Source organism: Wujia chipingensis (genome assembly GCF_014337155.1).
In the GTDB taxonomy this organism is placed as follows: domain Bacteria; phylum Bacillota; class Clostridia; order Lachnospirales; family Lachnospiraceae; genus Coprococcus_C; species Coprococcus_C hominis.
On record NZ_CP060632.1, the window covers coordinates 2,123,701 to 2,149,774 of the forward strand.

Annotated in this window: 27 protein-coding genes; 3 read left to right on the top strand and 24 right to left on the bottom strand. The window is 45.9% G+C overall.

Features of this window, described 5'->3' with window-relative positions; all coding sequences use genetic code 11:
- Window positions 1-28: 28 nt before the first annotated feature.
- The gene (locus H9Q76_RS09915; protein WP_249321038.1) at window positions 29-655 is read right to left on the bottom strand and encodes a lactate utilization protein; all 627 of its coding nucleotides are present in this window, start codon (window positions 653-655) and stop codon (window positions 29-31) included.
- A 249-nt stretch (window positions 656-904) separates the two neighbouring features.
- Between H9Q76_RS09915 and fliB the strand changes: the two genes are divergently transcribed.
- The gene (gene fliB, locus H9Q76_RS09920; RefSeq protein ID WP_249321039.1) at window positions 905-2,011 is read left to right on the top strand and encodes a flagellin lysine-N-methylase; all 1,107 of its coding nucleotides are present in this window, start codon (window positions 905-907) and stop codon (window positions 2,009-2,011) included.
- Here the strand turns inward: fliB and H9Q76_RS09925 are convergent, their stop codons facing one another.
- From H9Q76_RS09925 to H9Q76_RS09945, 5 genes are all read right to left on the bottom strand, one after another.
- The gene (locus tag H9Q76_RS09925; protein ID WP_249321040.1) at window positions 2,012-3,016 is read right to left on the bottom strand and encodes an aldo/keto reductase; all 1,005 of its coding nucleotides are present in this window, start codon (window positions 3,014-3,016) and stop codon (window positions 2,012-2,014) included.
- A gap of 30 nt (window positions 3,017-3,046) precedes the next feature.
- Window positions 3,047-3,814, bottom strand: a complete 768-nt coding sequence (locus H9Q76_RS09930; RefSeq protein ID WP_249321041.1) for a carboxymuconolactone decarboxylase family protein — start codon at window positions 3,812-3,814, stop codon at window positions 3,047-3,049.
- Window positions 3,815-3,827: 13 nt separating this feature from the next.
- Complete coding sequence (locus H9Q76_RS09935; protein ID WP_249321042.1) at window positions 3,828-4,298, bottom strand: flavodoxin; 471 nt, start codon at window positions 4,296-4,298, stop codon at window positions 3,828-3,830.
- A gap of 397 nt (window positions 4,299-4,695) precedes the next feature.
- Window positions 4,696-5,571, bottom strand: a complete 876-nt coding sequence (locus tag H9Q76_RS09940; protein WP_177969420.1) for a LysR family transcriptional regulator — start codon at window positions 5,569-5,571, stop codon at window positions 4,696-4,698.
- A gap of 48 nt (window positions 5,572-5,619) precedes the next feature.
- Window positions 5,620-6,420: a class I SAM-dependent methyltransferase gene (locus H9Q76_RS09945; protein ID WP_196020238.1), complete on the bottom strand. Its 801-nt coding sequence runs from the start codon at window positions 6,418-6,420 to the stop codon at window positions 5,620-5,622.
- Window positions 6,421-6,687: 267 nt separating this feature from the next.
- On the opposite strand from H9Q76_RS09945, the gene H9Q76_RS09950 reads away from it, so the two are divergent.
- On the top strand, window positions 6,688-7,572 hold the full coding sequence (locus H9Q76_RS09950) for an XRE family transcriptional regulator (protein WP_249321043.1): 885 nt from the start codon (window positions 6,688-6,690) through the stop codon (window positions 7,570-7,572).
- A gap of 1 nt (window position 7,573) precedes the next feature.
- Here the strand turns inward: H9Q76_RS09950 and H9Q76_RS09955 are convergent, their stop codons facing one another.
- The 18 genes from H9Q76_RS09955 to H9Q76_RS10040 all read right to left on the bottom strand — a co-directional run bounded on the left by H9Q76_RS09955 (window position 7,574) and on the right by H9Q76_RS10040 (window position 25,002).
- The gene (locus tag H9Q76_RS09955) at window positions 7,574-8,170 is read right to left on the bottom strand and encodes a hypothetical protein (RefSeq protein ID WP_021986349.1); all 597 of its coding nucleotides are present in this window, start codon (window positions 8,168-8,170) and stop codon (window positions 7,574-7,576) included.
- Between the two features lie 311 nt (window positions 8,171-8,481).
- Window positions 8,482-9,627, bottom strand: a complete 1,146-nt coding sequence (gene fucO, locus H9Q76_RS09960) for a lactaldehyde reductase (RefSeq protein ID WP_177970389.1) — start codon at window positions 9,625-9,627, stop codon at window positions 8,482-8,484.
- Between the two features lie 256 nt (window positions 9,628-9,883).
- The gene (locus H9Q76_RS09965) at window positions 9,884-10,420 is read right to left on the bottom strand and encodes an LOG family protein (protein WP_249321044.1); all 537 of its coding nucleotides are present in this window, start codon (window positions 10,418-10,420) and stop codon (window positions 9,884-9,886) included.
- A 31-nt stretch (window positions 10,421-10,451) separates the two neighbouring features.
- Window positions 10,452-11,351 (bottom strand): AraC family transcriptional regulator, encoded by a 900-nt coding sequence (locus H9Q76_RS09970; protein ID WP_118671563.1) that lies wholly within the window; start codon window positions 11,349-11,351, stop codon window positions 10,452-10,454.
- A 183-nt stretch (window positions 11,352-11,534) separates the two neighbouring features.
- On the bottom strand, window positions 11,535-11,723 hold the full coding sequence (locus tag H9Q76_RS09975; RefSeq protein ID WP_021986354.1) for a hypothetical protein: 189 nt from the start codon (window positions 11,721-11,723) through the stop codon (window positions 11,535-11,537).
- Window positions 11,724-11,935: 212 nt separating this feature from the next.
- Window positions 11,936-12,712 (bottom strand): tryptophan synthase subunit alpha, encoded by a 777-nt coding sequence (gene trpA / locus H9Q76_RS09980; RefSeq protein WP_021986355.1) that lies wholly within the window; start codon window positions 12,710-12,712, stop codon window positions 11,936-11,938.
- Complete coding sequence (trpB, locus tag H9Q76_RS09985) at window positions 12,705-13,889, bottom strand: tryptophan synthase subunit beta (protein ID WP_021986356.1); 1,185 nt, start codon at window positions 13,887-13,889, stop codon at window positions 12,705-12,707. Before trpB ends, trpA begins: the two co-directional genes overlap by 8 nt.
- Before the next feature lie 333 nt (window positions 13,890-14,222).
- Complete coding sequence (locus H9Q76_RS09990; RefSeq protein WP_118671564.1) at window positions 14,223-14,870, bottom strand: phosphoribosylanthranilate isomerase; 648 nt, start codon at window positions 14,868-14,870, stop codon at window positions 14,223-14,225.
- A gap of 68 nt (window positions 14,871-14,938) precedes the next feature.
- A complete protein-coding gene (gene trpC / locus H9Q76_RS09995) occupies window positions 14,939-15,739 on the bottom strand; it encodes an indole-3-glycerol phosphate synthase TrpC (protein ID WP_249321045.1) in 801 nt (266 codons plus the stop codon).
- A gap of 12 nt (window positions 15,740-15,751) precedes the next feature.
- Window positions 15,752-16,765 (bottom strand): anthranilate phosphoribosyltransferase, encoded by a 1,014-nt coding sequence (gene trpD / locus H9Q76_RS10000; RefSeq protein WP_249321046.1) that lies wholly within the window; start codon window positions 16,763-16,765, stop codon window positions 15,752-15,754.
- Window positions 16,766-16,778: 13 nt separating this feature from the next.
- Window positions 16,779-17,348: an anthranilate synthase component II gene (locus H9Q76_RS10005; protein ID WP_249321047.1), complete on the bottom strand. Its 570-nt coding sequence runs from the start codon at window positions 17,346-17,348 to the stop codon at window positions 16,779-16,781.
- 16 nt (window positions 17,349-17,364) lie between these two features.
- Window positions 17,365-18,840, bottom strand: a complete 1,476-nt coding sequence (trpE, locus tag H9Q76_RS10010) for an anthranilate synthase component I (protein WP_249321048.1) — start codon at window positions 18,838-18,840, stop codon at window positions 17,365-17,367.
- A gap of 414 nt (window positions 18,841-19,254) precedes the next feature.
- A complete protein-coding gene (locus H9Q76_RS10015) occupies window positions 19,255-20,817 on the bottom strand; it encodes a methyl-accepting chemotaxis protein (protein ID WP_117781610.1) in 1,563 nt (520 codons plus the stop codon).
- An 89-nt stretch (window positions 20,818-20,906) separates the two neighbouring features.
- Complete coding sequence (locus tag H9Q76_RS10020) at window positions 20,907-21,131, bottom strand: hypothetical protein (protein WP_021986363.1); 225 nt, start codon at window positions 21,129-21,131, stop codon at window positions 20,907-20,909.
- 5 nt (window positions 21,132-21,136) lie between these two features.
- Entirely contained in the window at window positions 21,137-22,648 is a 1,512-nt protein-coding gene (gene glpK / locus H9Q76_RS10025; RefSeq protein WP_117781628.1) for a glycerol kinase GlpK, read from the bottom strand.
- A gap of 37 nt (window positions 22,649-22,685) precedes the next feature.
- Window positions 22,686-23,408 carry a hypothetical protein gene (locus H9Q76_RS10030; protein ID WP_195541408.1) on the bottom strand — a complete coding sequence of 241 codons (723 nt, stop codon included), beginning with the start codon at window positions 23,406-23,408 and terminating at the stop codon, window positions 22,686-22,688.
- Window positions 23,409-23,425: 17 nt separating this feature from the next.
- On the bottom strand, window positions 23,426-24,349 hold the full coding sequence (locus H9Q76_RS10035) for an alpha/beta fold hydrolase (RefSeq protein WP_118671569.1): 924 nt from the start codon (window positions 24,347-24,349) through the stop codon (window positions 23,426-23,428).
- 14 nt (window positions 24,350-24,363) lie between these two features.
- On the bottom strand, window positions 24,364-25,002 hold the full coding sequence (locus tag H9Q76_RS10040; RefSeq protein WP_021986367.1) for an endonuclease III domain-containing protein: 639 nt from the start codon (window positions 25,000-25,002) through the stop codon (window positions 24,364-24,366).
- A 203-nt stretch (window positions 25,003-25,205) separates the two neighbouring features.
- Here H9Q76_RS10040 and H9Q76_RS10045 point away from each other — a divergent pair, with 203 nt between their 5' ends.
- Window positions 25,206-25,739: a TetR/AcrR family transcriptional regulator gene (locus tag H9Q76_RS10045; RefSeq protein WP_021986368.1), complete on the top strand. Its 534-nt coding sequence runs from the start codon at window positions 25,206-25,208 to the stop codon at window positions 25,737-25,739.
- Window positions 25,740-26,074 lie beyond the last annotated feature (335 nt).

The following is a 26,074-nucleotide window of genomic DNA, read 5'->3' on the forward strand; positions in this document are numbered from 1 at the left end:
TTCCTCTCATAAATTCCTGGCAAATGCATTAATATCCAAGTGTATCGTTTACTAAAATCACATGAATTCTTCCCTCATGACGTGAGAACCTTGTAATCAGGAACTGACAGCAGAGTGTATCCGGAGACTTACAATCCGAACATCTGCCTGTGACCTTGCACGGTGTCTTCACATCAAACCGCTGGGCGTTCACCGGAGCTGCCACATTTCTGGCACGCTTCATCGCCGCATCAAGATCGGAACAGACCTTGTTCATTCCCACGATAAATAACACCCGCTTCGGTCCCTGTGCGATACAGGACACACGGTTGGAATTTCCATCGATATTTACGATGATGCCATCGTTCGTCATCGCATTGGCGCTCGATAAGAATACATCTGCATCATATGCTGCCAGCAATCCCTCACGCGGCGTCATCTGCGAACGATCTATGTAATTATAATTTCCTGCCTGCAAGGCATCCACCAGACCAATCTCGTGTGCGCTCTGACAACCACCCATCGCAACGGAGCTGCCCTCGCCGATTACTTCAAGTGCCAGCTTCAAAGCTTCTCCCTTATCTGCTGCATAGTAACCGGTCATGTTCCGGGATTCCAATCCTTTGATAACGGTCTGTGCCAGAACCGCATTTCTTTTTTTCATATTCTCGTTCATGCTATTTCCTCCATTCTCTATACGTGTCTTCTATTTTAGCACAATTTTACACATATAGAATCATGCCCACCAAATTTCCACGAAAATGCATATAAGACACATACAAAATCGATTATAATATATGGCTGCTTTCCGGAATTGTCAACCGCATATTGTCCTATATCCATTTTTCATTTATAATGATTTCGCTATGTTAGACAGTCAGCCGATATTGGCTTTAAATACAGAAACGGAGAATTAAAATCACACATGTTAACGCCGGATTATTATAACAAATTTACCTGTATTGCGGACAAATGTCCGATCACCTGTTGTAAAGAGTGGAAAATCGCAGTCGATGCAGACACGAACCGCCGCTGGAAGAAGCTGCTTCCGCCGGATACCGTACCGGAATGCCGTAAGAATTTAAGTGCCTACACAACGAAGAAAGACGGGCAGCGCGTAATCGGATTAGACGCGATGCATCGCTGTCCTTTCCTAGACGAGGCAAAGCTGTGCCGCTTAGTCTCTACCTACGGAGATTCTGTGCTCTCAGAAACGTGTACAACCTTCCCGCGGGAATATCATACCTTCCACGACCACAAGGAAGGGATGCTCATGCCTTGCTGCCCGGCAGTGATTGATCTGTGGAGATATACGCTGCTGGATTTCCCACAGGTGTCTGAGCCGGACGCACTCTTTTTGATCCGCACTTCGATTATGAATCTGATTCAGGATACGAATATTTCTATCGAAGAAGCTTTATTAGAAAGCTTTTATATACTGTCTGAACTGGCAAAAAACGTACCGATTACCATAGCAAAGGTAACTGAATATTTCTCCCCTGCTTCGCTTGCAGAGCTTCGTGCAGCTATCCACGACGTAGAACTTCCGGCTGCGGACACATGGATGGAACGCAATGAGTTGTTACAGGATTTATCTGTAAATTATATCGAGGAAGGCTTGTACGCGCCGTACTTAAATCCGCTTATTACGCTCGCAGAACAATTTACTGTACCAGACGATGAGAGACTTATCGATTTTAATAAGCAATTACATACCTACGATATTCTGTTTCGGAACTATGTGGCAAACGAAATATTCTCCGACCTGCTTATGCCGGAGGATACGATTGACGATATGTTGTTACATCTCGAATGGATTGCCTTGGAATATGCATCCATCCGGCAGAGCCTTTTTCTTCTCTGCTCTGCCGAAGGAGCAAATCATCTTTCTTACGAAACCGTCCGTGACTATATCGTAATCCTGTCGCGCATGACCGGTTATGAAGATGCGGATATCCGCGAATATCTGGAAAATAGTTTTGCATCCCCGATCTGGGATTGGGGATATTTTGCGCTGGTGGTTGGGAAATAATTACTTTTTCTCATCCAACAGCACAACGCCCTGTGCCGGATTTTCTTTGATAGCTCCAACGACTGGATGTGGCACATACATCTCTTCCAGGTAAGCCACGTCCTCTGCGGAAAGCTTCACATCGAGCGCACCTGCTGCATCATCCAAGTATGCAGTCTTCGTTACTCCGACGATTGGTGCTGTCACGCCCTTTGCCCACTGCCATGCAAGAGCAATCTGTGACATCTTGCAATTGTGTTTTTCTGAGAGCTCATGCACTCTGGCAACCACCTTCATATCCTGTTCTTCCATCCGGTCATACTTTCCATGTGCAACACGGTCGGTCTGACTCCGCAGAGAATCTGTATTCCACACAGGTCTTGACAGATGCCCGGCAGCAAGCGGACTGTACGGCATCAGCGCAACATTCATCTGCTTACAGATTGGAATCAACTCGCGCTCATCCTCCCGGTAAAGAAGATTGTAATGATTCTCCATCGTAGCAAACGGTGTCAGTCCCCGCTCTTTTGCGGCAAACTGCATATTATAAAACTGATATCCATACATCGCAGATGCACCGATTGCACGCACCTTTCCAGCCTTTACAAGACCATCCAGTGCTTCCATCGTCTCCTCGATCGGAGTATCAAAATCAAACCGGTGAATGATATACAAATCCAGATAGTCGGTTCCAAGCCTTTTTAGGGAACCGTCGATTTCCCGCTCAATCGCTGCCTTTGACAGTCTACCCTCATTGAAATACACCTTCGATGCGATCACAACCTTATCACGTGCCACATTCTTTTTCAGTGCCTGTCCCAGATATTCTTCACTGGTTCCTGCTGAATAACAGTTTGCAGTATCAAAGAAATTGATACCAAGATTCAACGCATGCTTGATCACCTTCTCGCTTTCCTGCGCATCCAGTGTCCAGTCATGCATTGTACCTGCTTTTCCGAAGCTCATGCATCCGATGCAAAGCTTCGATACTTCAATATCGGTATTTCCAAGTTTTGCGTACTCCATGTATAACCCCTCCTGCAATCCTAAATGTTTTTATTTCAACTTACCATATTCCTCGTCTGTTACCGGCTCGCACCACTCATTGGATGTCTCCTCGCCCGGTACTTCCACTGCCAGATGGCTGAACCAGCTATCCGGTGCGGCACCATGCCAATGCTTAACCTCTGCCGGAATATTGATACAGTCACCCGGTTTCAATTCGGCTGCTTCCTTGCCCTCTTCCTGATAATATCCACGTCCGGCTACGCATACAAGAATCTGTCCGCCACCGCTCTTTGCATGATGGATATGCCAGTTGTTCCTGCAGCCCGGCTCAAATGTGACATTGAAGATTCCAACCTGACTGGTGGATACCGGTGCCAGATAACTCTGTCCGATGAAATACTGTGCAAATGCATCGTTTGGCTGTCCAATTGGGAATACCATTTCCTTTGCATGCGCACGCATCGCTGGATCTTCGTAAGGCAGATCGCCCTCATCAACATCCCAGACTTCCTTTGCCAGATTGAATACAGCCCAACCATTTGGCCATCCTGCGTAAAATGCTACATGGGTGATGATCGCAGCAATTTCCTTCTGTGTCACGCCATGTGCTTTCGCATTCTGCAAATGGAATTTCAGGGAAGAACCTGTGATTCCCTGTGCCATAAGTGCGACTACCGTAATGATGCTTCGTGTCTTGACATCAATATCCTCGTTGTTCCAGTTCTCTCCAAATAATACATCATCGTTAAAATGTGCAAACTGCGGAGCAAATTCTCCGAGTGCATTTCTGCCTGCTGTCTGTGTAATCTTTGCCATGTTCTTATCCTTCCTAAAATTCTGTTACCAGTTCTTCGATTTCCTTCTTATTTGCATGGTTGAGCAGCCTGCCCTCGACAAACTGTGCACCCGGTGCGGATGGCTGCAATTCCTTTACGGTGTTTCCGAATCCGCTTCCGCCGGATGTTGCGAACAGCACAATCTTCTTGCCTGTGAAATCATACTTCTCCAGGAATGTGTTGATGATCGTTGGTGCTACGTACCACCAGATTGGGAATCCAAGGAATATCTCATCATACTCTGCAATCTTCGCGTCGGTGTCTGTGATTTCCGGACGGATCTTCTTGTCTGCCATCTCCACACTGCTTCTTGATTTCTTATCCATCCAGTTTAAGTCTGCCTTTGTGTAGGCTTCTTTCGGGGTGATCTCGTACAGGTCCGCGCCTGCTGCCTCTGCTACCATCTTTGCGACGTTTCTTGTAATTCCACTTGCACTAAAATATGCGACTAATTTCTTACTCATTTTTTGTCCTCCTAATTCTATTGGGCGGGCATATAGTGATTACGTACTGCCTATATTTCATTTCAGAAATATCAGATGTATTGTAACTAAGAAGAACTAAATGTTCTGATATACAAATAGATACCGAACGCAACCGCCGCCAATTCGCCATCCGTGGCTCAGTGGCGGCTTGTTTGAACATCGTGTTCAAACATTGCTGGATAATTACAGAACATCGAGTTCTTCTAAGTTCCAAACATATTCATATTTCTGAAATGAAATACAGACACATACACTAATCACTATATGCTCCGCAATACTACTAACACTTACTAAAAAAGGTGTAGTCTCTTTCTTCCTACACCTTGATTATAATTATTGTATTGTATTATGTCTAATACTTACATTGAATGCTTTATTATGCCTGAAAGGCATTGATCTCGTCAATGAATTTGAGGACAGCCTGCGCGTACGGAATGTTCCTGCGCCATGCGATCACAGTACTTGCCGTGATCTCCGGATACAGCTTTTTCTGCACAAGCAAATCAGATCGCCAGTATCTGCCGGCGCCTTCAATGGAGATTGGATAACCAAGCCCCTGCATCGCCAGGATTGCTGCATTTGTACCGAGATTACTTGTAAATGCTATGTTCAGCTTCGCAAAGTCCTTGCCAAACCAATTCGCAAGCTCACTTTGTACGCCCGACCGTTCCGGCAATATCAGCGGTAACGGCAATAAGTCCTCTTTCGTAATATATGATTTTTCTGCCAGCGGATCGTCCGGTCGCATGCCTACAACCCAGTGGTCACTCTCCGGAAAACGGATATAATCCAGTCCTTCCAGATTCACCGGCTCCATGTAAAGCCCGATGTCTACCAGTCCTTTATTCATCATCTCATAGATCGTATCTGCTGTTCCGGTATGCACCCGGATCTGAACCATCGGATATTTCGCCCGGTACCGCTCGCAGATCTGTGCCAGCAGCTCCACTGCTGCGAACTCACCGCATCCAATCGTGATTGTTCCATCGACGACCTGACTTTCCTTGAATTCCTCCCGGATCTTATCTTCGAGATCGATGATTTCAAGGGCTCGCCGCTTGAGCAGGATTCCCTCGTCGGTCAACGTAACATTCCGTCCGCCACGGTTGAACAGCACGGTTCCAAGCTCTTCCTCCAATGCTGCAAGCTGTCTTGACAGCGTTGGCTGTGTGATATGTAATTGTTCCGCAGCCTTCGTGAAGCTCTGCTCCTTCGCCACGGTCAGAAAATAGCGTAATACCCGAAGCTCCATTTATCGATTCTCCTTATTGCTTATTTGCATGACAAAATTATTATATCACTATTTCTTCATCACACAGATTTTATTTGAGAAATTTCGTACTGCCGGGATTTTCCCGATCACCTTGTAAATCGGCATCAATACTTTCATCCCCTCAACCAGACTTACATCACGCTTATTCTTAAAACGAGGAATTACCTGTTCCAACGCCGCACCATTTTTTACGCCCCATGAAAACTTCGCCGCACTCTTCTCGATGGATTTCTCCTTGATATGCTTTACTACAAACGGCGACATCGTTTCTACAAGCACGACTGCTTTCGAAAACCGCTTGTCAAGAATATCGAATATCTGCTTGACATCCGCCTCGGACAGATACATCGTCAAGCCCTCAATGATCACCAGCACCGGCTCGCCATGATACTCGATGTCTTCCATATAGCTTGCGTCCATAGCAGATTTTGCAATCTGGAAGATCGGCCCCTGCTCCTCGAAGAAACGACTCCGAACTGCCATCGTCTCCGGCAGGTCAATGTTATACCAGCGGTCGTATTTTCCTTCCATCCGATAACAGCGTGTATCCATACCGCATGCGATATTCATGACAACCGCGTGTGGATAGTGAGACAGAAAATCTCCGACCAGCTTATCAAGCACGATCGTCCGCGCGATTACGCCTAAGCTCATCGCCTTATCGCTTTCTGCCTTGGAAAAATCATAATCCAGACGGGATACAACCTCGATTGCCCGCTCGTCGTAGATATGATGGTTCGGTTTCTTAGACTCCTGCGCTCTCGCATATAATGTCTGCAGCATTGTCTCCGGAACTCCCTGTACCTGTACTTTTGTTTTTTCGTTCATGTGATTGCCTCGCTTCCTTTTATTCCTTTTGCACTTACCTGATTTTTATGTGCTTTTCTTTTTAGACATAACAGTTGTTACGATTTGTTATGTTATAAAAAATGAGCTCCACAGCACTTGTTATGTTAGTTTAGCCTAACCTACTTGTCAAGTCTGTTTTTTGGTTTTCACCGTCTTTTTGCCAATGTTAATTTTCATTGCTTGCATCCGCCATAAACGCTTCGTATAATAATGCTATGCTTACCACACAGGAAAGGACGTGAAATAATGATCCACGAAAATATCAAACATTTCCGAAAAGCAAAAGGACTCAGTCAAGAAGAGCTGGCTGTGAAGCTACACGTTGTCCGCCAGACTGTGTCCAAATGGGAAAACGGTTTATCCGTTCCGGATGCCGATGTGCTGATTCGTCTCGCAAATGTGCTTGGCGTATCGGTCAGCCAGCTGCTCGGTATAGAAACAGAACCAAACAATCATCAGGCACTTGCCGATCAATTAGCCGGCCTGAATGAACAACTGGCTCTGAAAAATCAGCAAGAAAGAAATCGTCTTCAGGCTGGCAGAAAAAGAGGTACTATTTTATTTCTTACATTCTTAGCCATGCTGGTTGCATTGATTGTAAAAAACGAACTGGTGTCTCTCCTGTTAACCGGTATGTGCATGATCAGCGCAGCCATCATTTTGTATCGTAATCTTGCTCTATTGACAAATGAAACTACAGATGATCTGCGTATTGGCACCCTTCGCGTGACCACACTTATCAATATTGGATTTTTGATAATCGGGATTCTTGTTGCCTGTCTGACAGCACTTGATGTTATAACGTTTTCTGAAAATGGCGAGAAAATATTTGCAATGTCTTTTATAAGCTGTATCATGCTTGCATCCGGTATTCTATGTCCAAGAATTCCATACAACCGGTACACAGGGCTGCGACTGCCTTGGACCATACGGGACGAAGAGACATGGAAAATTGCACATAACATTTTGGGGCATATCTCACTTCCCATTGTCCTGCTGTATGTCGCCTGCACGTTGACAGTTCCAGATTTTGAGCTTGTGACATCTGGCGCTATGATACTCTGGATCGGGATTCCGGGTGGTATTTCCGGCGTATACTATCTCAGGAAATACCACAGTCATCTTGGATAAATCAATCCGGATATTTGACCAGATCATATAATTTTCCATATTTGCCTAAATCACGTATACCATCAAGCTGCATGCCAAGGTGCATGTATTTGTCGCATTTCGACTTCGCATCTGTCTCCAGAAGCACCGGAACCTGCAGCCGGTTGCCTTCTGCGTAGGCAAGCTCCATCACCTTCCGCATGTAACCCTGTCCCTGATATTGTTCCGGCACACAGACCATGCCGACAAATATATAAGGTTTCTTCTCTTTTTTCATCCGATCCTGCAGCGACGTTCCTCCCTTGGAAACTCCCTGTCCCATCCGAATCAATTCTTTTAGGCTCATTGAATGAAACAATGCTTTTACAAGCTGCATGCCTGCTCTAAGCTTCAATTTCTGTCCCGGCACCTTATAAGCAATATAACCCTCGCCCCGCTCGCTTGTCGCATAGAGCATACCGCCTTCAAATGCCATCCGAACATACCCGGCAATATACGTTGCGACCGCATCCTTGCTGCGGTAAAATGCGCCCATTCCGACTTCCTCTCCATAGTCATAATATCCAAACGCGTGCCCGATCTGCTCTGCCACCTGTGTATCTAACGTTGTTACCTTCATGGTTTCTCTCCCCTTCTATTCTGCTTCATATACTACTTTTATTTGTGCCCGTCTGGTGGTTGTAATTTTGTTTTTCTTTTGAGTTAGTTTCATCTAACTTATTTTATCATAGCATTGTAAAAATGGGAATACTTTTTGCGCAAAAAGGAGCCAACATCTTGTGATAAATAACATCACCAAGATGAAGACTCCTCTTATGATTTAGAAATTCATTTTTATAGTTTCGTTGTGTAGCTATGTTTTAATTTAATTAGCAATCATCACACAACCATTTATATCCGCTTACAGAATAGCTCCTCAAACTGCTCTACTTACATCAGCTTACGGAACATCTCCTCAAACTGCTCTAAGCTTGCCGGTCTAGGGTTGCCCGGTGCACACGCATCCGCTGCAGCAGATTCACACAAGAACGGAAGATCTTCTTCCTTCAGCTTCTCCAGCTTTGTCGGAATTCCAACATCGATAGACAACTGCTGAACCGCATCGATTGCAGCCTGTCTGTAAGTTGCCTGATCCATGCCTGTCGTATCAATTCCAAATGCTTCTGCTATGGATTTGTACTTTTCTCCTGTATATTCTTTGTTGAACTCCATGACGATTGGAAGCATCATCGCACAGGCGACACCATGTGGTGTATCATATACCGCACCAAGTGTATGTGCCATGGAATGTGCGATTCCAAGTCCTACATTCGAATATGCCATCGCTGTTACATACTGTGCAAGTGCCATGCCCTCACGACCATCCGGATCGTTCTCTACGGCTTTTCTCAAGTTCGCTGCAATCAGTTTGATTGCCTCTAAATCCAGACAATCTGACAGCTCCCATGCGCCTGCGGTTGTATAACCTTCAATTGCATGTGTAAGTGCATCCATTCCGGTTGATGCAGTCAGTCCCTTCGGCATCGATGCCATCATATCCGGGTCTACCACTGCAACATCCGGGATATCGTTCGGATCCACACATACAAACTTACGCTTCTTCTCTACATCCGTAATTACGTAATTGATCGTTGACTCTGCACCCGTACCACCGGTTGTAGGTACCGCAATCGTAAATACCGTCCGCTTCTTCGTCGGTGCAACGCCCTCCAGAGAACGAACATCTGCGAATTCCGGATTGTTGATAATAATGCCGATTGCTTTTCCTGTATCCATGGATGAACCACCGCCAATGGTAATCATAAAATCAGCTTCCGAAGCCTTATACGCATCGACACCATGCAATACATTCTCAATCGTCGGGTTCGGCTTGATATCAGAATATAACTCATATTCTATGCTATTTTCCTTCAGTAGATCGGTCACCTTCGCTGTCACGCCAAACTTCACCAGATCCGGATCAGACGCTACAAATGCCTTCTTAAATCCCTTTGACTTCACAATACCAGGAATCTCATTAATCGCGCCATGTCCATGATAAGAAATTCCATTCAATACAAAACGATTTACTGCCATAATTCATTCTCCTTTCAATCACACAATTCCTGCTCGTATACAAAATTCATACATTATGTGAAATTTGTACAACAAATTGCTTAATCACAAGAATAATTGTAACACATTCAACAAATTATAGCAAACCTAAGAATGTTCAAAATCCCACAGGAAACCCTATATAAAACTATATTTTTTCAAGTATTAACAAGCAGATATACATGTACATAGCGTATAGCATCTATCCTATGGCATCTTTATTACCTGACCCAACATCTCAATATCTGTTTATTATCTGCTTGATTTCCTCCAGGGAATCCGCAAAACAGATACCCTGCTGCCGCTCTGGTGTCGAGAGTCCCATCTCGATCATATGCGCAAGCAGTGCTTTCAAGCTGTCATAATATCCATTCAGATTATACAAGATGCATGGCGCGTCCAACTGCTTCAGCGACACCTTCGACATCACTTCCGAAATCTCTTCAAGCGTTCCTGTGCCGCCCGGAAATGCGATAAATGCATCCCCCAGTTCGATCATCTTCGTTTTCCGCTCCGTCATATCCTTTGTGACTATAAGTTCCGTCAAGTTGTCATATTGCAATTCCGCATCCATGAAAAATTTCGGTTCCACGCCTGTCACCGTGCCGCCAGCCTGTAGGACGCTCTCTGCAATTTCCCCCATCAATCCGGATTTTGATCCGCCATATACCAGCGCATTTCCGCTCGCACCAATCCACGTTCCAATCTCCCGCACTGCCTGCTTCAGGCTCGCATCCTTTCCTTCAAAGGCTCCTAAATATACTGTGATGTTCATGTTTTTCCTCGCTTTTGTGTTAGATTCTGAATTATTTTCTTTTTACCGGAATCCAGATAGCACTGTGGTAATCAGCATCTGTGTTTTCTCCATTTACACAGTCATACCATTCCACATTCGCATTTCCGCTTATCTCATAATCAGCGTTACCCGGTAACCATTCTTTAAATATTCTGGTATTTAGTGATTGAAGTGCCTCCGGGATTGCTCCTACGCAGTCAAACACCGCCCATTCCCCCTGTTCAAACTCATATAGCATCATTCCTTCCGGAACTTCTCCACCGGCATATTTACCTGCAACCAGATATGTAAATTTTCCCTTATCAGCTGCTTTTCCGTCATCAATACAAATGCCATATTCTCCTATACAATTTTCCACGAATGCCTTTTCATATGGATTTGCAGGTGGATTACCTGCATATACATTAGCCGCATATTTTTCACAGATTTCATCCCAATATTTCGGAATTTCCTCATATGCCGTATCAAAGGAAAACTCTTTCGCAAAGCCTATCACCTTAAATCCAAACATTTTTGTAATCTTGTAGTCCATTTTATCTCCTCCTTGAACTGTAATTTTTACACTCAACGGAAGAAAGGTTCTTATATCGCCGCCCTGTTTTACCTGCACAGGGGAAATCCCATGAAATCTGGTAAACGCTTTCGTAAAGCTGTCCGGTGTGTCATATCCATAATCAAATGCCACGTCTATTACTTTCCTATTCGCCTTTTTCAGCTCAAGCGCCGCCATGTATAGCTTACGATTACGAATATACTCTGATATAGAATATCCGGTCATAATCAAAAAACCTCTTTGAAAATGCAGAGGGGATACATACACTTGCTCTGCCACATCCTGCGCACTGATGTTATCATTCAAATGTTCCTCTATATAATCAATAGATTTTCTGATTGCAGTCAGCCATTCCATGCATTCACTTCCTTTCTTCTGTATGGTTAAATGATACGCCTATTAAAGGAATATTTCTTGCCATTTAGAATTCAATTTTGTCCGTCTGCTAAAACTAAATTTCTCACATCTTTATAAGTAACAGAAAATTAAAGTTCTCGCTCTCTATTTTATCACGCATACATATAAAATTACATTCATATTTTATGTATTATAGGCGGATTGCACATAACTTGTAATTTGCACATAAATCACCATAATTCCATCCAGTTCCAACAGCCATTTCCATAAATTCTTATATGTTGTTACCAGATTCCCATTTGTTATCAGATTTTTAACCTGGGCTTTTTCAACCACATTTTCGTCCGAAAACCCACCACGTGGGCGTAGCATCCGGATTTCTCCTCCTTACACCCATATCTGGCTCATGAATTCATTTTCAACATGCAAAAATGGGCGCAATCCTCTTTTTTCAGTAGATTACGCCCATCCTGTGGGTTTTTACAATTCAATTTCCGGATTCACACCCAAATCAATAATTTCTCCAACATCAACCATCCCGGAAACTATCAATAATTCCTCCGAGATGCATCAATAATTCCCCTCTACGAGATCGCATCCTTCATGCTCTTTACATACTCAAACACCGGCTGTGCAGCCTCGCGTCCGTATTTTGCGATGATCTTCACGATCGCACTTCCGACAATGACGCCATCTGCGGAGGTAGCCATCTTCTTTGCCTGCTCCGGCGTTGAGATTCCGAATCCGATTGCGCAAGGAATGTCCTTCGCTTTCTTCACAAGGGCTACCATCTCGCCGACATTGGTTGTAATCTCGGTTCTTGTTCCGGTTACACCGAGCGAAGAAACACAGTAGACGAATCCATTTGCTTCCTTCGCGATCATGCTGATCCGTTCGTGTGAAGTCGGCGCGATCAAGGATACAAGATCCAGACCATACTGCTTGCAGATCGGATCAAACTCTTCTTTTTCCTCATATGGGATATCCGGCAGGATCAATCCATCGATGCCGATTTCCTTACAGGTCGAGATAAATCTCTCTGAACCATAAGAGAATACAACATTCGCGTAAGTCATAAATACCATCGGAATCGTGACCTTCTGGCGCAGCCTGCGCACCAGATCGAACACCTTGTCTGTCGTCACCTTATCCGCACCGGCCAACGCACGGATATTTGCCTCCTGAATAACCGGGCCTTCTGCCGTCGGGTCTGAAAATGGGATTCCAAGCTCGATCAGGTCTGCCCCTGCATCAACCATTGCATACACGATTTTCTCTGTTGTTTCCAAATCCGGATATCCACACGTGATAAACGGAATAAACGCTTTTCCATGCTCAAATGCTTTTGCTATATTACTCATGAAGATCCTCCCCTCTGTAACGGGCGATCGCTGCTACGTCCTTATCGCCGCGTCCGGAAATATTGATAACCATAATCTGATCCTTGTCCATCTGTGGTGCCAGCTTCATTGCATAAGCAACCGCATGCGCACTCTCAATGGCTGGGATAATTCCCTCGATTTTCGAAAGATATTCAAATGCATCAACCGCCTCATCGTCCGTGATTGCCACATATTCGGCTCTACCGATATCATGCAGGTATGCATGCTCCGGTCCGATACCCGGATAGTCAAGACCTGCGGAGATTGAATAAACCGGTGCGATCTGTCCGTATTCATCCTGACAGAAATAAGATTTCATACCATGGAAGATTCCCAAACGTCCGGTATTTAAGGTTGCTGCTGTCTCGAATGTATCTATGCCTCGTCCGGCTGCCTCACAACCGATCAGACGCACGCTCTTATCCTCAATAAAATGGTAGAATGCACCGATCGCATTGGAACCACCACCGACACAGGCAAGCACGGCATCCGGAAGTCTGCCTTCCTTCTCCATGATCTGCTGCTTAATCTCGCGGCTGATTACCGACTGGAAATCACGCACGATCGTCGGAAATGGATATGGTCCCATAACCGAACCAAGCACATAATGCGTATCGTCAATCCGGCTTGTCCACTCACGGAATGTCTCGGAGACCGCATCTTTCAGAGTACCGGTTCCGCTTTCCACTGCATGTACCTTCGCGCCAAGCAGACGCATCCGGTATACATTCAATGCCTGACGGATCGTATCTTCCTTACCCATGAAGATTTCACACTCCATGCCCATCATGGCTGCAACGGTCGCTGTTGCAACGCCATGCTGACCGGCACCGGTCTCTGCGATCACACGTGTCTTACCCATACGCTTTGCCAGAAGCATCTGTCCAAGTACATTGTTGATCTTGTGGGAACCGGTGTGGTTTAAGTCCTCACGCTTCAGGTAGATCTTAGCTCCACCTAAGTCCTTGCTCATGCGCTCTGCATAATAAAGTCTGCTCGGTCTGCCTGCGTACTCATTATACAGCTCGGTCAGTTCCCGGTTAAATTCCGGATCATCCTTGTATTTATTATAGGTTGCTTCCAATTCATTGACGGCGTTCATGATTGTTTCCGGTACATACTGACCGCCATGAATTCCAAATCTTCCTTTCGACATGTCTTATCCTCCTTAGAAATATGACTATCAATATGTTCCATGTATGCAGTCCATATCCAACGCTTATACATCTATATGCGATGCTTTGAAACTAAGAAATGCTAGATGTTCCAATATACATTATTCAAATTTTACGCAACCGCCGCCAATTCGCCATCCGTGGCTCAGTGGCGGCTTGTTTGAACATCGTGTTCAAACATTGCTAATATTTCTGAAACATCAAGCATTTCTAAAAGTTTCAAACATATGCATATAGATGTATAAGCGTTGGATATATCATACATAGAACATATTCATATCTACACTTTTGTTATTACTATATTTCCTTCACATCTAAAATTTTCTCACCAGTTCCATAACTTCGACCATCTTGGTAAAGTCCTTGCTTCCGTCTGTCTCGATTCCGGAGCTTACATCCAGCCCGTAGCTTCCAAGTGCTGCTGCCTCCCGCAGGTTCCCCGCATGAAGTCCGCCCGCTAAGAAATACGGCTTTCCGAACAACTCTCCTTCTGCGGTATCTCCGGCTACTATCTTTGCCTCCCGCAGCAGTTCCCAGTCAAACGCCTCTCCGGTTCCGCCAAGTACACCCTTGCGGTAGGTATCTAACAGCAGGTAATCAACCGGAAGTGCCGCCGCCTGCCGTATCTGCTCGACCATCTGTACCTTGACCGCCTTTATAACCGGCACATCACATATCTCACGCAGACGTCTGATATAATCCGCATCTTCCTCACCATGCAGCTGGATCATGTCGATACATCCATTCTGCACGAGCGATGTGATCACGGAAATATCTTCATTCACGAACACACCAACTGCCGGAATCTCCGCATCCAATGCTTCCCGGAATTGCTTTGCCTGCGCGGGACTGATCTTCCGTCTCGTATTCGCAAATATGAATCCGACCAAATCCGGTTTGACCCGATTTGCATATTCGATATCGCACGGCTTCATCATGCCGCATAATTTTATCTTCTGCATTTTACTTTCCTTCCAGCCTGTTCATCTTTCTCCTGCTTCGCACGCCAATTCGATTCCAGGACACGTGCCTATATTCCCCGCAATTCATCTAATGCCTGCTTCTTGTTCTCACTGCGCATCAGCGTCTCACCGATCAGCACTGCATCCGTACCATTTTTCAGAAGCTTCGCAATATCCTCAGCCGTCTTGATTCCGCTCTCTGAGACAAATGCAACCTCCTTCGGCACCATCTTCCGATACCGGGCGGAATTGTTGATATCCACAGTAAATGTCTTCAGATTCCGGTTGTTCACACCGATGATGGATGCCTCCGCGCGAAGCGCCATCTCCACTTCCCGCTCATTGTGTGCCTCGACTAACGCCGACATGCCAAGCTCCGTTGCAATCGCCTGATACTCTTCTAACTCCAACTGGGAAAGAAGAGAACAGATCAGCAGGATTGCCGATGCGCCAAGCGTCCGTGCCTGATAGATCATATACGGATCAATCGTAAAATCCTTCCGCAATACCGGAATTGTCACATGCTGGGTAATCTCTTTTAAGTACAAGTCCTTTCCCTGAAAATAATACGGTTCCGTCAGGCACGAGATTGCGGATGCGCCGGCTATCTCATACTCCTTCGCGATCTCGAGATACGGGAATTCCTCTGCGATCACACCCTTCGACGGAGACGCCTTCTTCACCTCACAGATGAACGAGATTCCCGGACTTTTCAGAGTCTGATAAAATGGAAATAACTTCGGACGGTTTCCTTTCGGCAATTCCGCTGCCAGCCGCTCCGCTTCATTCCGCATATGGAAAAATGGTATTTGTTTTTTATCTTCTTCCACACGCGCCCGTGTCTTTTCTGCTATCTCATCTAATATCATGCTCTAACTCCCTTATGCTGCATTTGTTTCGGCGATAAACTGTTCCATAGTTGCAAGCGCCTTGCCACTTGTGATCATCTCACGTGCCTCTTTGATACCTTCCTCCATGCTCACATTTTTCGCAACATGGATGGCTGCACCCGCGTTAATCAGCACGGCATCAAGCTTTGCACCTGTTACCTTTCCTTCGAGGATTTCCTTCACCAGTGCTGCATTTTCTTCCGGTGTTCCTCCAACCAAGTCTTCCTTCCTGCATCGTGTGAATCCGAACTGTTCCGGCGTGATCGTGTACTTCGTGACTTTACCATCGGCAAGCTCGCAAACCTCAGTATCCGCACTCATGGAAATCTCATCTAAGCAATCCTTGCCATAGACAACCATCGCATGCTTTAAGCCAAGATCCTTCAACGCATTCGCTACCGTTTCAAGCAGCTCCTCGCTGTACACGCCGAGCAGCTGGTATGTATTATAAGCAGGATTTGTCAGTGGTCCCAGAATATTAAACACGGTCGGAACGCCGATTGCTTTTCTCACCGAACCAACATAACGCATTGCCGGATGATATTTCTGTGCGAACAGGAAGCACAGGTTTGTATCCTTCAGCACCTTCGCATTCTTCTCAGGCTCAAGCATCAGATTGACACCGAGTGTCTCAAGGCAATCGGCGGTTCCGCATTTGCTCGAAGCGGCTCGGTTTCCGTGCTTGGCAACTGCCACACCTGCCGCTGCAGTTACGATTGCTGCAGTAGTCGAAATATTAAATGTATTCGAACGGTCTCCACCGGTTCCGACGATATCAATCACATTCATATCGCCACGGTCAAGCTTCGTTGCGAAACTGCGCATACCTTCGGCGCAGGCAGAAATCTCTTCGGCTGTCTCCCCTTTCATATGCAGGGCTACCAGAAATGCTGCGACCTGTGACTGTTCTGCCTCGCCGCTCATGATCTCCTTCATAACCTGAAGGGCTTCCTCTCTTGTCAGATTCTCTTTATTCATTGCTTTGCTGATCGCTTCTTTTATCATCGCTTTGTCCTCCTTATTTCATACCCAAAAACTGCTCCATAATTTTCCTTCCATCGGGGGTCAGGATTGACTCCGGGTGGAACTGTACGCCGTATACCGGGTAGTTCCGGTGCTCCACTGCCATGATCTCGCCATCCTCCGAGCGGGCGATTACCTTCAGCTCCGCCGGAAGCTTGTCTTCCTCCGCGGCAAGTGAATGATATCTGGCCGCCTGTAATTTTGGTTCCATCCCCTTGAAGATGGCGCTGTCGGTGTCGAGATCAACGATAGACATCTTTCCGTGCATCAGCTTCTTCGCATATCCGATCTCGCCGCCGAATGTCTCGCAGATTGCCTGATGTCCGAGACACACCCCGAAGATTGGAATCTTCCCTTTGAAGTAATCAATGACTTCCTCACAGATTCCGGCCTCCTTTGGTCTGCCCGGTCCCGGTGATACGATGATGTGATCCGGTGCCAGTGCTTCGATCTCCGCAATCGTCATCTCATCATTTCTTATAACCCTGATGTCCGGTCGGATCATTCCGATAAGCTGATACAAGTTGTACGAAAAACTATCGTAATTATCAATCAGTAATATCATGCTGCCATCTCCTTTCTTAGTCTGTCATTTCCTGTGAGATCTCGATTGCTTTCATCACAGCCTTTGCCTTGTTGATACATTCCTGATATTCGTTCTCCGGTACACTGTCTGCCACGATTCCGGCTCCGCTTCGTACGAATACCTTTCCGTTCTTCTTATATGCGATCCGGATCGCAATACAGGTATCTAAGTTTCCGGTAAAATCAATATAACCGATTGCTCCACCATAGATGCCGCGTTTGTTGTTCTCGAGTTCATTGATAATCTCACAGGCACGGATCTTCGGTGCGCCAGACAAGGTTCCTGCCGGAAGGATTGCATCGACCGCATCTGTCACGGAGCAGTCGTCCCGCAGTTCCCCGCGTACCGTAGAACCGATATGCATCACATGCGAATACCGCTCGATGCTCATGTATTTCTCCACTTCCACGCTTCCGAACTTGCTGATCTTGCCGATATCATTTCTTCCGAGATCAACGAGCATATTATGTTCGGATCGCTCTTTCTCGTCTGCTAAAAGTTCCTCTTCGTTTTTGAGATCTTCTTCCTTCGTCTTTCCTCTCGGTCTCGTTCCCGCCAATGGGAAGGTATGTAACACACCATTTTCCAACTTCACCAATGTCTCCGGGGAAGCTCCCGCTACCTCGATGTCATCGCCGCTGAAGTAGAACATATACGGCGATGGGTTGATCGTACGAAGTACCCGGTAAGTATTCAGCAGGCTTCCGGAGAAATCCGCTTCCAGCCGGTTCGATAATACAACCTGGAAGATATCTCCTTCGTAGATGTAATTCTTCGCTTTTTTCACCATGTTGCAGAAGGCTTCCTTATCGAACAGCTTCCTGTATTCGGATGTCATCTTCGCCGGTTCTACCTCTGCTTCCTCTCCATGCTTGATCAGTTCAATGATCTCGGATATTTCTTCCACCGCATGGATATAATTCTCCGTCAGGTTATCCGTCTTCGCATTCGCGATGATGAGCAGCTTCTGCTTCACATTGTCAAATGCGATGACCTTATCGAACAGCATCAGGTCTACATCGTTAAACCCTTCTTCATCTTCCGCATCCAGATTCAGCTTCGGTTCACTGTATTTGATGTAATCATATGCGAAATACCCAACCAGTCCACCGGTAAATGTCGGGAATCCTTCGATCTTCGGGCTTTTGTAATCTGCCAGGATTTCATTGATACAGGCTTCCGGATGCTGTACCAGCACCTCGCGGATAACCGTTCCGTTCACATCGGTGACTTTCAGCTTTCCGTTCATACATGTCACACAAAGCTTTGGCTTGTAACCAAGGAATGTATAGCGTCCCCAGTTTTCCTGATTCTCCACACTCTCTAACATATAACAATGCTTGCTTGCTTTTTTCAGTATCTTCAGCACCTGCATCGGTGTGCGGATATCGGAATAGATTTCCTTTAACACCGGAACAACCTTATAATCCTTCTGATACTGCATCACTTCTTCTAATGTTGGTCTGATCATCTCCAAACTCCTTTCTTCGTGACATGGTTCCAATAATTTATTCATTGCAATAAAAAAGTCCTTGACAAAATATACTTTTGTCAAGGACGGAATTCCCGCGGTGCCACCTTGTTTCATGAGAGTTTCCTCCCATGCTCTTTCAGAATACTATCATATTCCCTGCAACTAACGTATGCGAACGTCATAGAATACTCAGAGCGGATGCTCCTTTGACTATGCCCTCCGTGGTCCATTTGCTACCCTGCGTCCTACCCGGTTCTCAGCCTCCCGGATTCTCTGTACGTGCACGATGTAACGTTATCTCCACATCATTGGTTTCGTGTCACTATTCATTTTTGATAGACTCATACTACTCTACTTCAGAAAAAATGTCAATAACCTTTTTTCAGTTATTTTTCCTTTGTCAAAGCCATGTTAGCTTAATGCACTCAGACGTTCTGCAAGTGCCTGCAATTCTCCGACGATATCACCAACCTCTACAACAATCGAGCTGTTCTCCTCGCTGCTCTCAAGTGTTACGCTTGAATGTGCTGTCACTTCCTCGGTTGCTGCCGAGATTGTCTGGATACTATCCACGATTGCCTCATTCGACTGTGCCAGAGAAGATACCAGTCCGGTCAGCTCCTCTGTCAACTGATGGATATCCTGGGTCCGGCTTGCAATCGTCTCGAAGCTCGATGCAGTCTCAGTCGCTGCGATGCTCTGTAACTTATTGTTATCAATCAGGTAGCTGACAACATTTACAACCTCTGTCAGCTCCTCAGAAATATTCCCAATCAGTTCGGCGATATTGACCGTTGCTTCCTGGGTCTGGTCTGCAAGAGCAGAAATCTCAGATGCAACAACCGCAAAGCCCTTACCTGCTTCGCCGACTCTTGCTGCCTCGATACTTGCATTTAAGGAAAGAAGGCTTGTCTGATCGGTGATGTTCCCGATGATATCGACGATTCCCTGCATCTGGCTTGCATATGCCGTCAGCTTATCGAGCTCGGTTGCCACCTTCTTGCTCGCCTCATCGCTTGTCTCCACCTGTGAGATCAGTTCGTCAATCTTATTCTTACCCTGTGCAACCTCCTTGCTCGCCTCATCCATATCGCTCTCGATCGTATCGGATACATGTTCCACACGCTCGATTACCTGCTGGATTTCCTCCGTCTTAAGGAGCTGAGACTGTACTGAATCCGCGGTATCGTTTGTACCATTCGTTACTTCTTCCATGGAAGCTTTTGTCTTTGTAACCGAATCCTCCAGCGTTGTCATCTTCTCCGAAACTGTCAGAATATCTCCGATCATATTCTCAGAGATTTCCAGTATCTGCTCTAACATTGCAGATACAGACTCCTTCTCCTGTGTGATAGCCTTCATCTTCGCTTCATTGTTCGAGATGATAACATTTGTCGCCATCACCATAAACAACGCGAACAGCAATGTAAACCCGATCCGGATTTCAACATTCGGAAGATCCTGCGGCGTTATCATGCCATTTGCTGCCATATAAATCACATGAATCAGGTTAAGGAGGAATATTCCTCCCGCTGCGCCAAAGCTCAATCGTTTCTCTCCATATACAATGACGAACAAACTAACAAGTGCACCATACACAAACGCAACCGGAGACACGGTTGTAAATATCGTAAAGGTGTAAAATACTGCATATGAATAAATCAAAATCCGTTTCAGATTTTCACTCGCCGGATTCCGCTTATATTCGATCCAGATTGCAGCGAGCGGCAGGATGGAAAGGGCTGCGAAGATTGCGAAATATCCGCCTGTCCGGCTGCCCTTGATTACCTCCGCAAGATAGCATACCAGCAAAACTGCATTATAAATCGTATACCCGGTTACCGTGAACCGGTTTGCCCGGCTCGTTCCCTCCAGACTATCCAGCGTATTTTTTACTTCAGCGACTTTTTCCTGCATCTTCTCCTGCATATTATCATGCGCTGCAGTCATCGCTTCTCTTATATTTTCTTCCATAAAGCGCTTTCCTCCTATGTTTTGTATTTATATCCTGTCCTGCTTATAATTCTACCACATTTGCATCGGTTCCTCAAAGCAAGAATCAATTACTTTGAAAGATTCTTCAACTCTTCAACAAGCTGCATATCTTCCGGTCTCACCTTCATGTTCGTACAGAGATTCTTCCCTTCTGCCGTTGTCACACTGATCTCTATGATTGAACCTTCACCAATCTGCGACGATGCCGCCTTGAAAAATGCCGGAAGCTTCGGATGATTCGTTGTAAACTGCGTCAACAGTCCTTTTGCTTTCATAAAATTCATTGGATTCATGTCTGTCACTCTCCTTTAGCCCAGTCAAATGATGTCCGCACAGCCTTTTCCCAGCCGCGCACACGCTCATTCTTCTCTTCTTCTGTGATCTGTGGTTCAAATATCCGCTCGATCTGTGCGTTACTTCGGATCTCGTCCATATCCTTCCAATAGGAAACAGCCAGTCCCGCCAGATATGCCGCTCCGAGCGCTGTCGACTCCACACATACCGGACGCCTGACCGGAACCTGTATGATATCTGCCTGCGTCTGCATCAGATAGTTATTCGCACTGGCTCCGCCATCCACATTCAGCGATTGCAGGTGAATCCCGGAATCCTGATTCATTGCCGCAAGCACATCCGCAACCTGATAGGCAATGGAATCAAGCGTTGCACGCACGATATGTTTTTTATTCACACCGCGTGTCAATCCCACGATCGTACCACGCGCGTAACTGTCCCAATATGGAGCGCCAAGCCCGGTAAATGCCGGAACAACATAACACCCTGCCGTATCATCTACCTGCGTGGCAAGTTCCTCACTCTGTGCCGCATCCCGGATAAATTCCATCTCATCACGCAGCCACTGTATCGCTGCGCCTGCAACGAAGATCGAACCTTCGAGTGCATAATTGATCTTTCCTTCTCTGCCCCAGCCGATCGTCGTTACAAGCCCGTGCTTAGAAAGGATCGGTGTCTCACCGGTATTCATCAGAAGGAAACATCCGGTTCCATATGTATTCTTCGCGTCGCCAGCATGGAAACAATTCTGTCCAAACAGCGCTGCCTGCTGATCGCCTGCGGCACCCGCGATCGGGATTTCGCCGCCCAGCAGATTCGTACATGTATAACCATAGACTTCACTGTTCGAACGCACCTCTGGCAGCATGCATTCTGGAATATCCAACAGTTTTAAGATATCTGCATCCCACTGGAGCGTATGAATATTGAACATCATCGTCCGCGATGCATTGGAATAATCTGTCACATGCACCGCTCCACCGGTCAGCTTCCAGATGAGCCATGTCTCAACCGTTCCGAACAACAGCTCTCCGGCTTCCGCGCGCTGCCTTGCCTGTGGCACATGATCTAACACCCATTTTACCTTTGTCGAAGAGAAATACGGATCTAAGATCAGACCGGTCTTTTGCTGGATCATATCTTTGATTGGACGCACATTCCCTTCTGCATCCGTCATCGTCTGTCCAAGCAACGCTTCACAATATTCTGCGGTTCTCCGGCACTGCCAGACGATCGCATTGCAGATTGGCTGTCCGGTCTTCTTATCCCAGATGATCGTTGTCTCCCGCTGGTTCGTAATTCCAATAGCTGCGATATCCTCTGCCGTCACATTGATCTTGGACATCGCCTCCACTGCCACACCAAGCTGCGTCGACCAGATTTCATTTGCGTCATGCTCCACCCAGCCTGGCTGCGGAAATATCTGTGTAAATTCTTTCTGCGCCATACTCACGATCTTACCACTCTTATCAAATAAGATACAACGGTTGCTTGTTGTACCGGCATCAAGCGCCATAATATAGCGTTTCTTTTGTTTCTCCAATTCCCGTTCCTCACTTTTGTCCAAATATTCTCTGATATCCGTAATTTAACTTCTGTTCCGGTTCCACAGCAGCCGCCATCTCCTGTGTTTCCATGCGCACCTGTATCTGCCTTGCCTCCTGCATACGGTTCTCACATTCCAGATTCCCGCAGTTCATACAGATGCCCTGGCAATGCTGTTCCGGATTGTCAGACAGCAATGCGAAAAACACCACACTTTTCGACGGCTGTAATACGCCATATTCATTTGCCGTAATATCATTTTCCTGTCCGATATCTGCCGGCTGTCTGCCATATACCTCTGCAAGCAGCTTCTGCATGCCATCGAGCGGAATTTCCTCTCCGACAAATACATACCGCTTCACATAGCGGCGATGGAATTTCGGATAGCTCTGATTGAAATCCGCATACATCTGCAAAAGCAGCTCATTTGCCACACACTCCACCATATAGCTTTCCGATAACGCGTGCTCCCGCTCATAATATTCCTGCAGACGATCCACACCTTCGCCAAGTGTCATTGCCACAAGCGCCGACTGTTCTGCATCGAGAAGCGGAACGCCCCGCATCCGTGTGTTGATCCGATAGATTGCATACGGTGCCATGTAAGTGCGAACCTTCTCATATACCTGCTGCAACGCTTCTTTTTCTTCTGTGGAAAAATGATATTTGCGCATCACCTGCTCGATAAATGCGTCCTTATTTGGTTGTTCAACTGCCATTCTGACTTTCATAGTTCCACTCTTACCGTTTAATTTTTTATAAAATCATATATGTCTTGATATACCCGTTTTCTGCCTTTTTCATTCAAAATCTCATGACGCATACCCTTGTACATCGCGCCCCGGACATCCGTATATCCAAGATCCTTCATAAAATGAATTGCTTTTCCAAAATCACTTGGACTGATCGCACATGGATCATCCTTGCCGGAGAAGAACTTGATTGGCAGATCCTTATGCTTCATCTGCCAGCCATCCTTATTGTATGTCTCCTGCAGAAGATAGACCAGATTCTCATAGCCATCTAATGTAAATGTGAAATTGCAATACCGGTCGTTGTTGTATTTTTCTACCGCATCGCGATCAGAATTGATCCACGCATGCTGTAATTTCTCCTTCTTAAACCGTCTCTCATAGCTCGAATTCATCATAATGTGATCCATAAGCTTTGAGTGCTTGCGCCTGCCCTTGCATCCACGGAGAATCTTCAATAACCGCAGTCCCGGGGCAATGCCACGCCGCATTGATGGGCTTCCGACGATCACTGCCTTGTCGATCTCATCGTCATACCGCTTCAGATAACAGCGGGCTACGAGAGAACCCATACTGTGTCCAAGCAGAATATATGGCACATCTCCGACACTCTCTTTAATCAGTTCTGTCACCTGATGTGCATCTTCGATCAAGCCATCATATCCAGCATCGTAGAAGTACCCAAGATCTGCGTCACTCACGACGCTGCTGCCATGTCCACGATGGTCATGGATCACACACAGATACCCTTTCTCTGCCAGATACTTCATAAAATCATAATATCGTTCCTTGTGTTCACACATTCCATGCAGAATCTGCACCACACCGATGATCTTTGCTTCCGGCGCAACTGTCATCGCATGAATCTCTAGCTTATCTGCATGTGAATGAAATTTAAACTCTCTATATTTGACTGCCATGTATAGCCTCCTGTCTATTTAACGCCACATTTCTTACAAATATCCTGCAGACAGCACACATCACAATGCGGCTTCGTGCGCGCACTGCACACATCTCTGCCATGATATACCAACCGGTGACATAAATCACTGCCCTCTTCCGGTGGGATGATCTTCCACAATGCCATCTCGACCTTCTTCGGATCTTTCTCGCCATCCACAAGTCCCATCCGGTTCACCAGACGAATACAATGTGTATCCGTCACGATCGCAGGTTTACCGAACACATCGCCCATGATCAGGTTTGCACTCTTTCTTCCAACGCCCGGAAGTGCCAGCAACGCGTCAAAATCATCCGGTACATTGTCCTGATATTTCTCGTGCAACACCTTCATGCATGCGCAAATATCCTTCGCCTTGCTTCTTCCAAGTCCACACGGACGCACGATTGCCTCCACATCCTCTGGCTTCGCCTCAGCAAGTGCTGCCACTGTCGGATATTTCGCATACAGATCCTGCACGACAATATTCACTCTGGCATCCGTACACTGTGCAGCAAGCCGGACCTCGACCAGAAGCTTCCACGCTTCATCATACTCCAAAGTACATGTGGCATCCGGGTATGCTTCCCGCAAACGCTCTATAATTATAGCGGCTCGTTGTTTCTTCGTCATCGCATAGTATCTCCATTATTTTATCCTTTTTATCATACCAAATTTCATGAAAAATGAAAACCTTTTTCTCCCTCGATTTATCTTTGATTTTTCATCTTGACGTACCCAATTTTACTTTTGTATAATATTATAATCAAGTAAAGTAATTGACGCATCTTTCTATATCGTCAAGCAAGCATATTATACAACTGGAGGAACCGGATATGGATTTACGCATACAGAAAACAAGACAGAATATTTTTCAGGCATTCATCGAACTTCGGGAGAAATATCCTTTGGAGAAAATTACCGTCAAGGAGCTGACAGAACGTGCCCAGATCAGCAAACAGACCTTCTACCTGCACTACCGGGATATGTACGACCTGTCCGAACGTATTGAACAGTCCATGATTCAGGAGATGTTAAAGGAACTCCCTTACCCGGAAAATATCCTTACCCATACCGGTGAGGTCACAAAGCAGTTGTTCCAGAAAGCGATCGATCAGGGGCATAATTTCCGGATTGTCTTTTCCGGCTCTCGTGTCAGCGCACTCACCGAAGGACTGGAAACCTCCCTCAAAAATGCATTATACGAGAAATGTCCAAAATACCGCACCGATCTCCGCGCCAATATTCTTATCACGATTTTAGTACAGGGCTGTTACCATGCCTACGAGCAGTATTCGACCATCGACCAGGATCGTGTTGTCTCTATCATCAGTAAAATCGCAGATGAAATCTCAAACGAATGTAAGTAAAAGAAATCCTGAAAATGCAAAAGCGGTCAACTTGGGGATAGTTGACCGCCAGCTGCGTTATCAAATAACGCGAAGGAGAAATGTGTGTCTTGTGACACTAATATGAATCTTGGGGGGATTCTATATATATAAAGCATTCTCATGCTTTATACCAATCTCATAAGACTTCCTTCCTCTTTTGTCGATTCGTCTCTACACGAGTTATCTTTTGTAGAAATGTATCTCTTGAAGTCTATGGTTGTATAATACAGATTTTTTTTGGTTTTTTATATCAAATATATGTCTTTTTTTGCACTATTATGATATACTATAAAAAAATTTAAAAAGAGAGAATT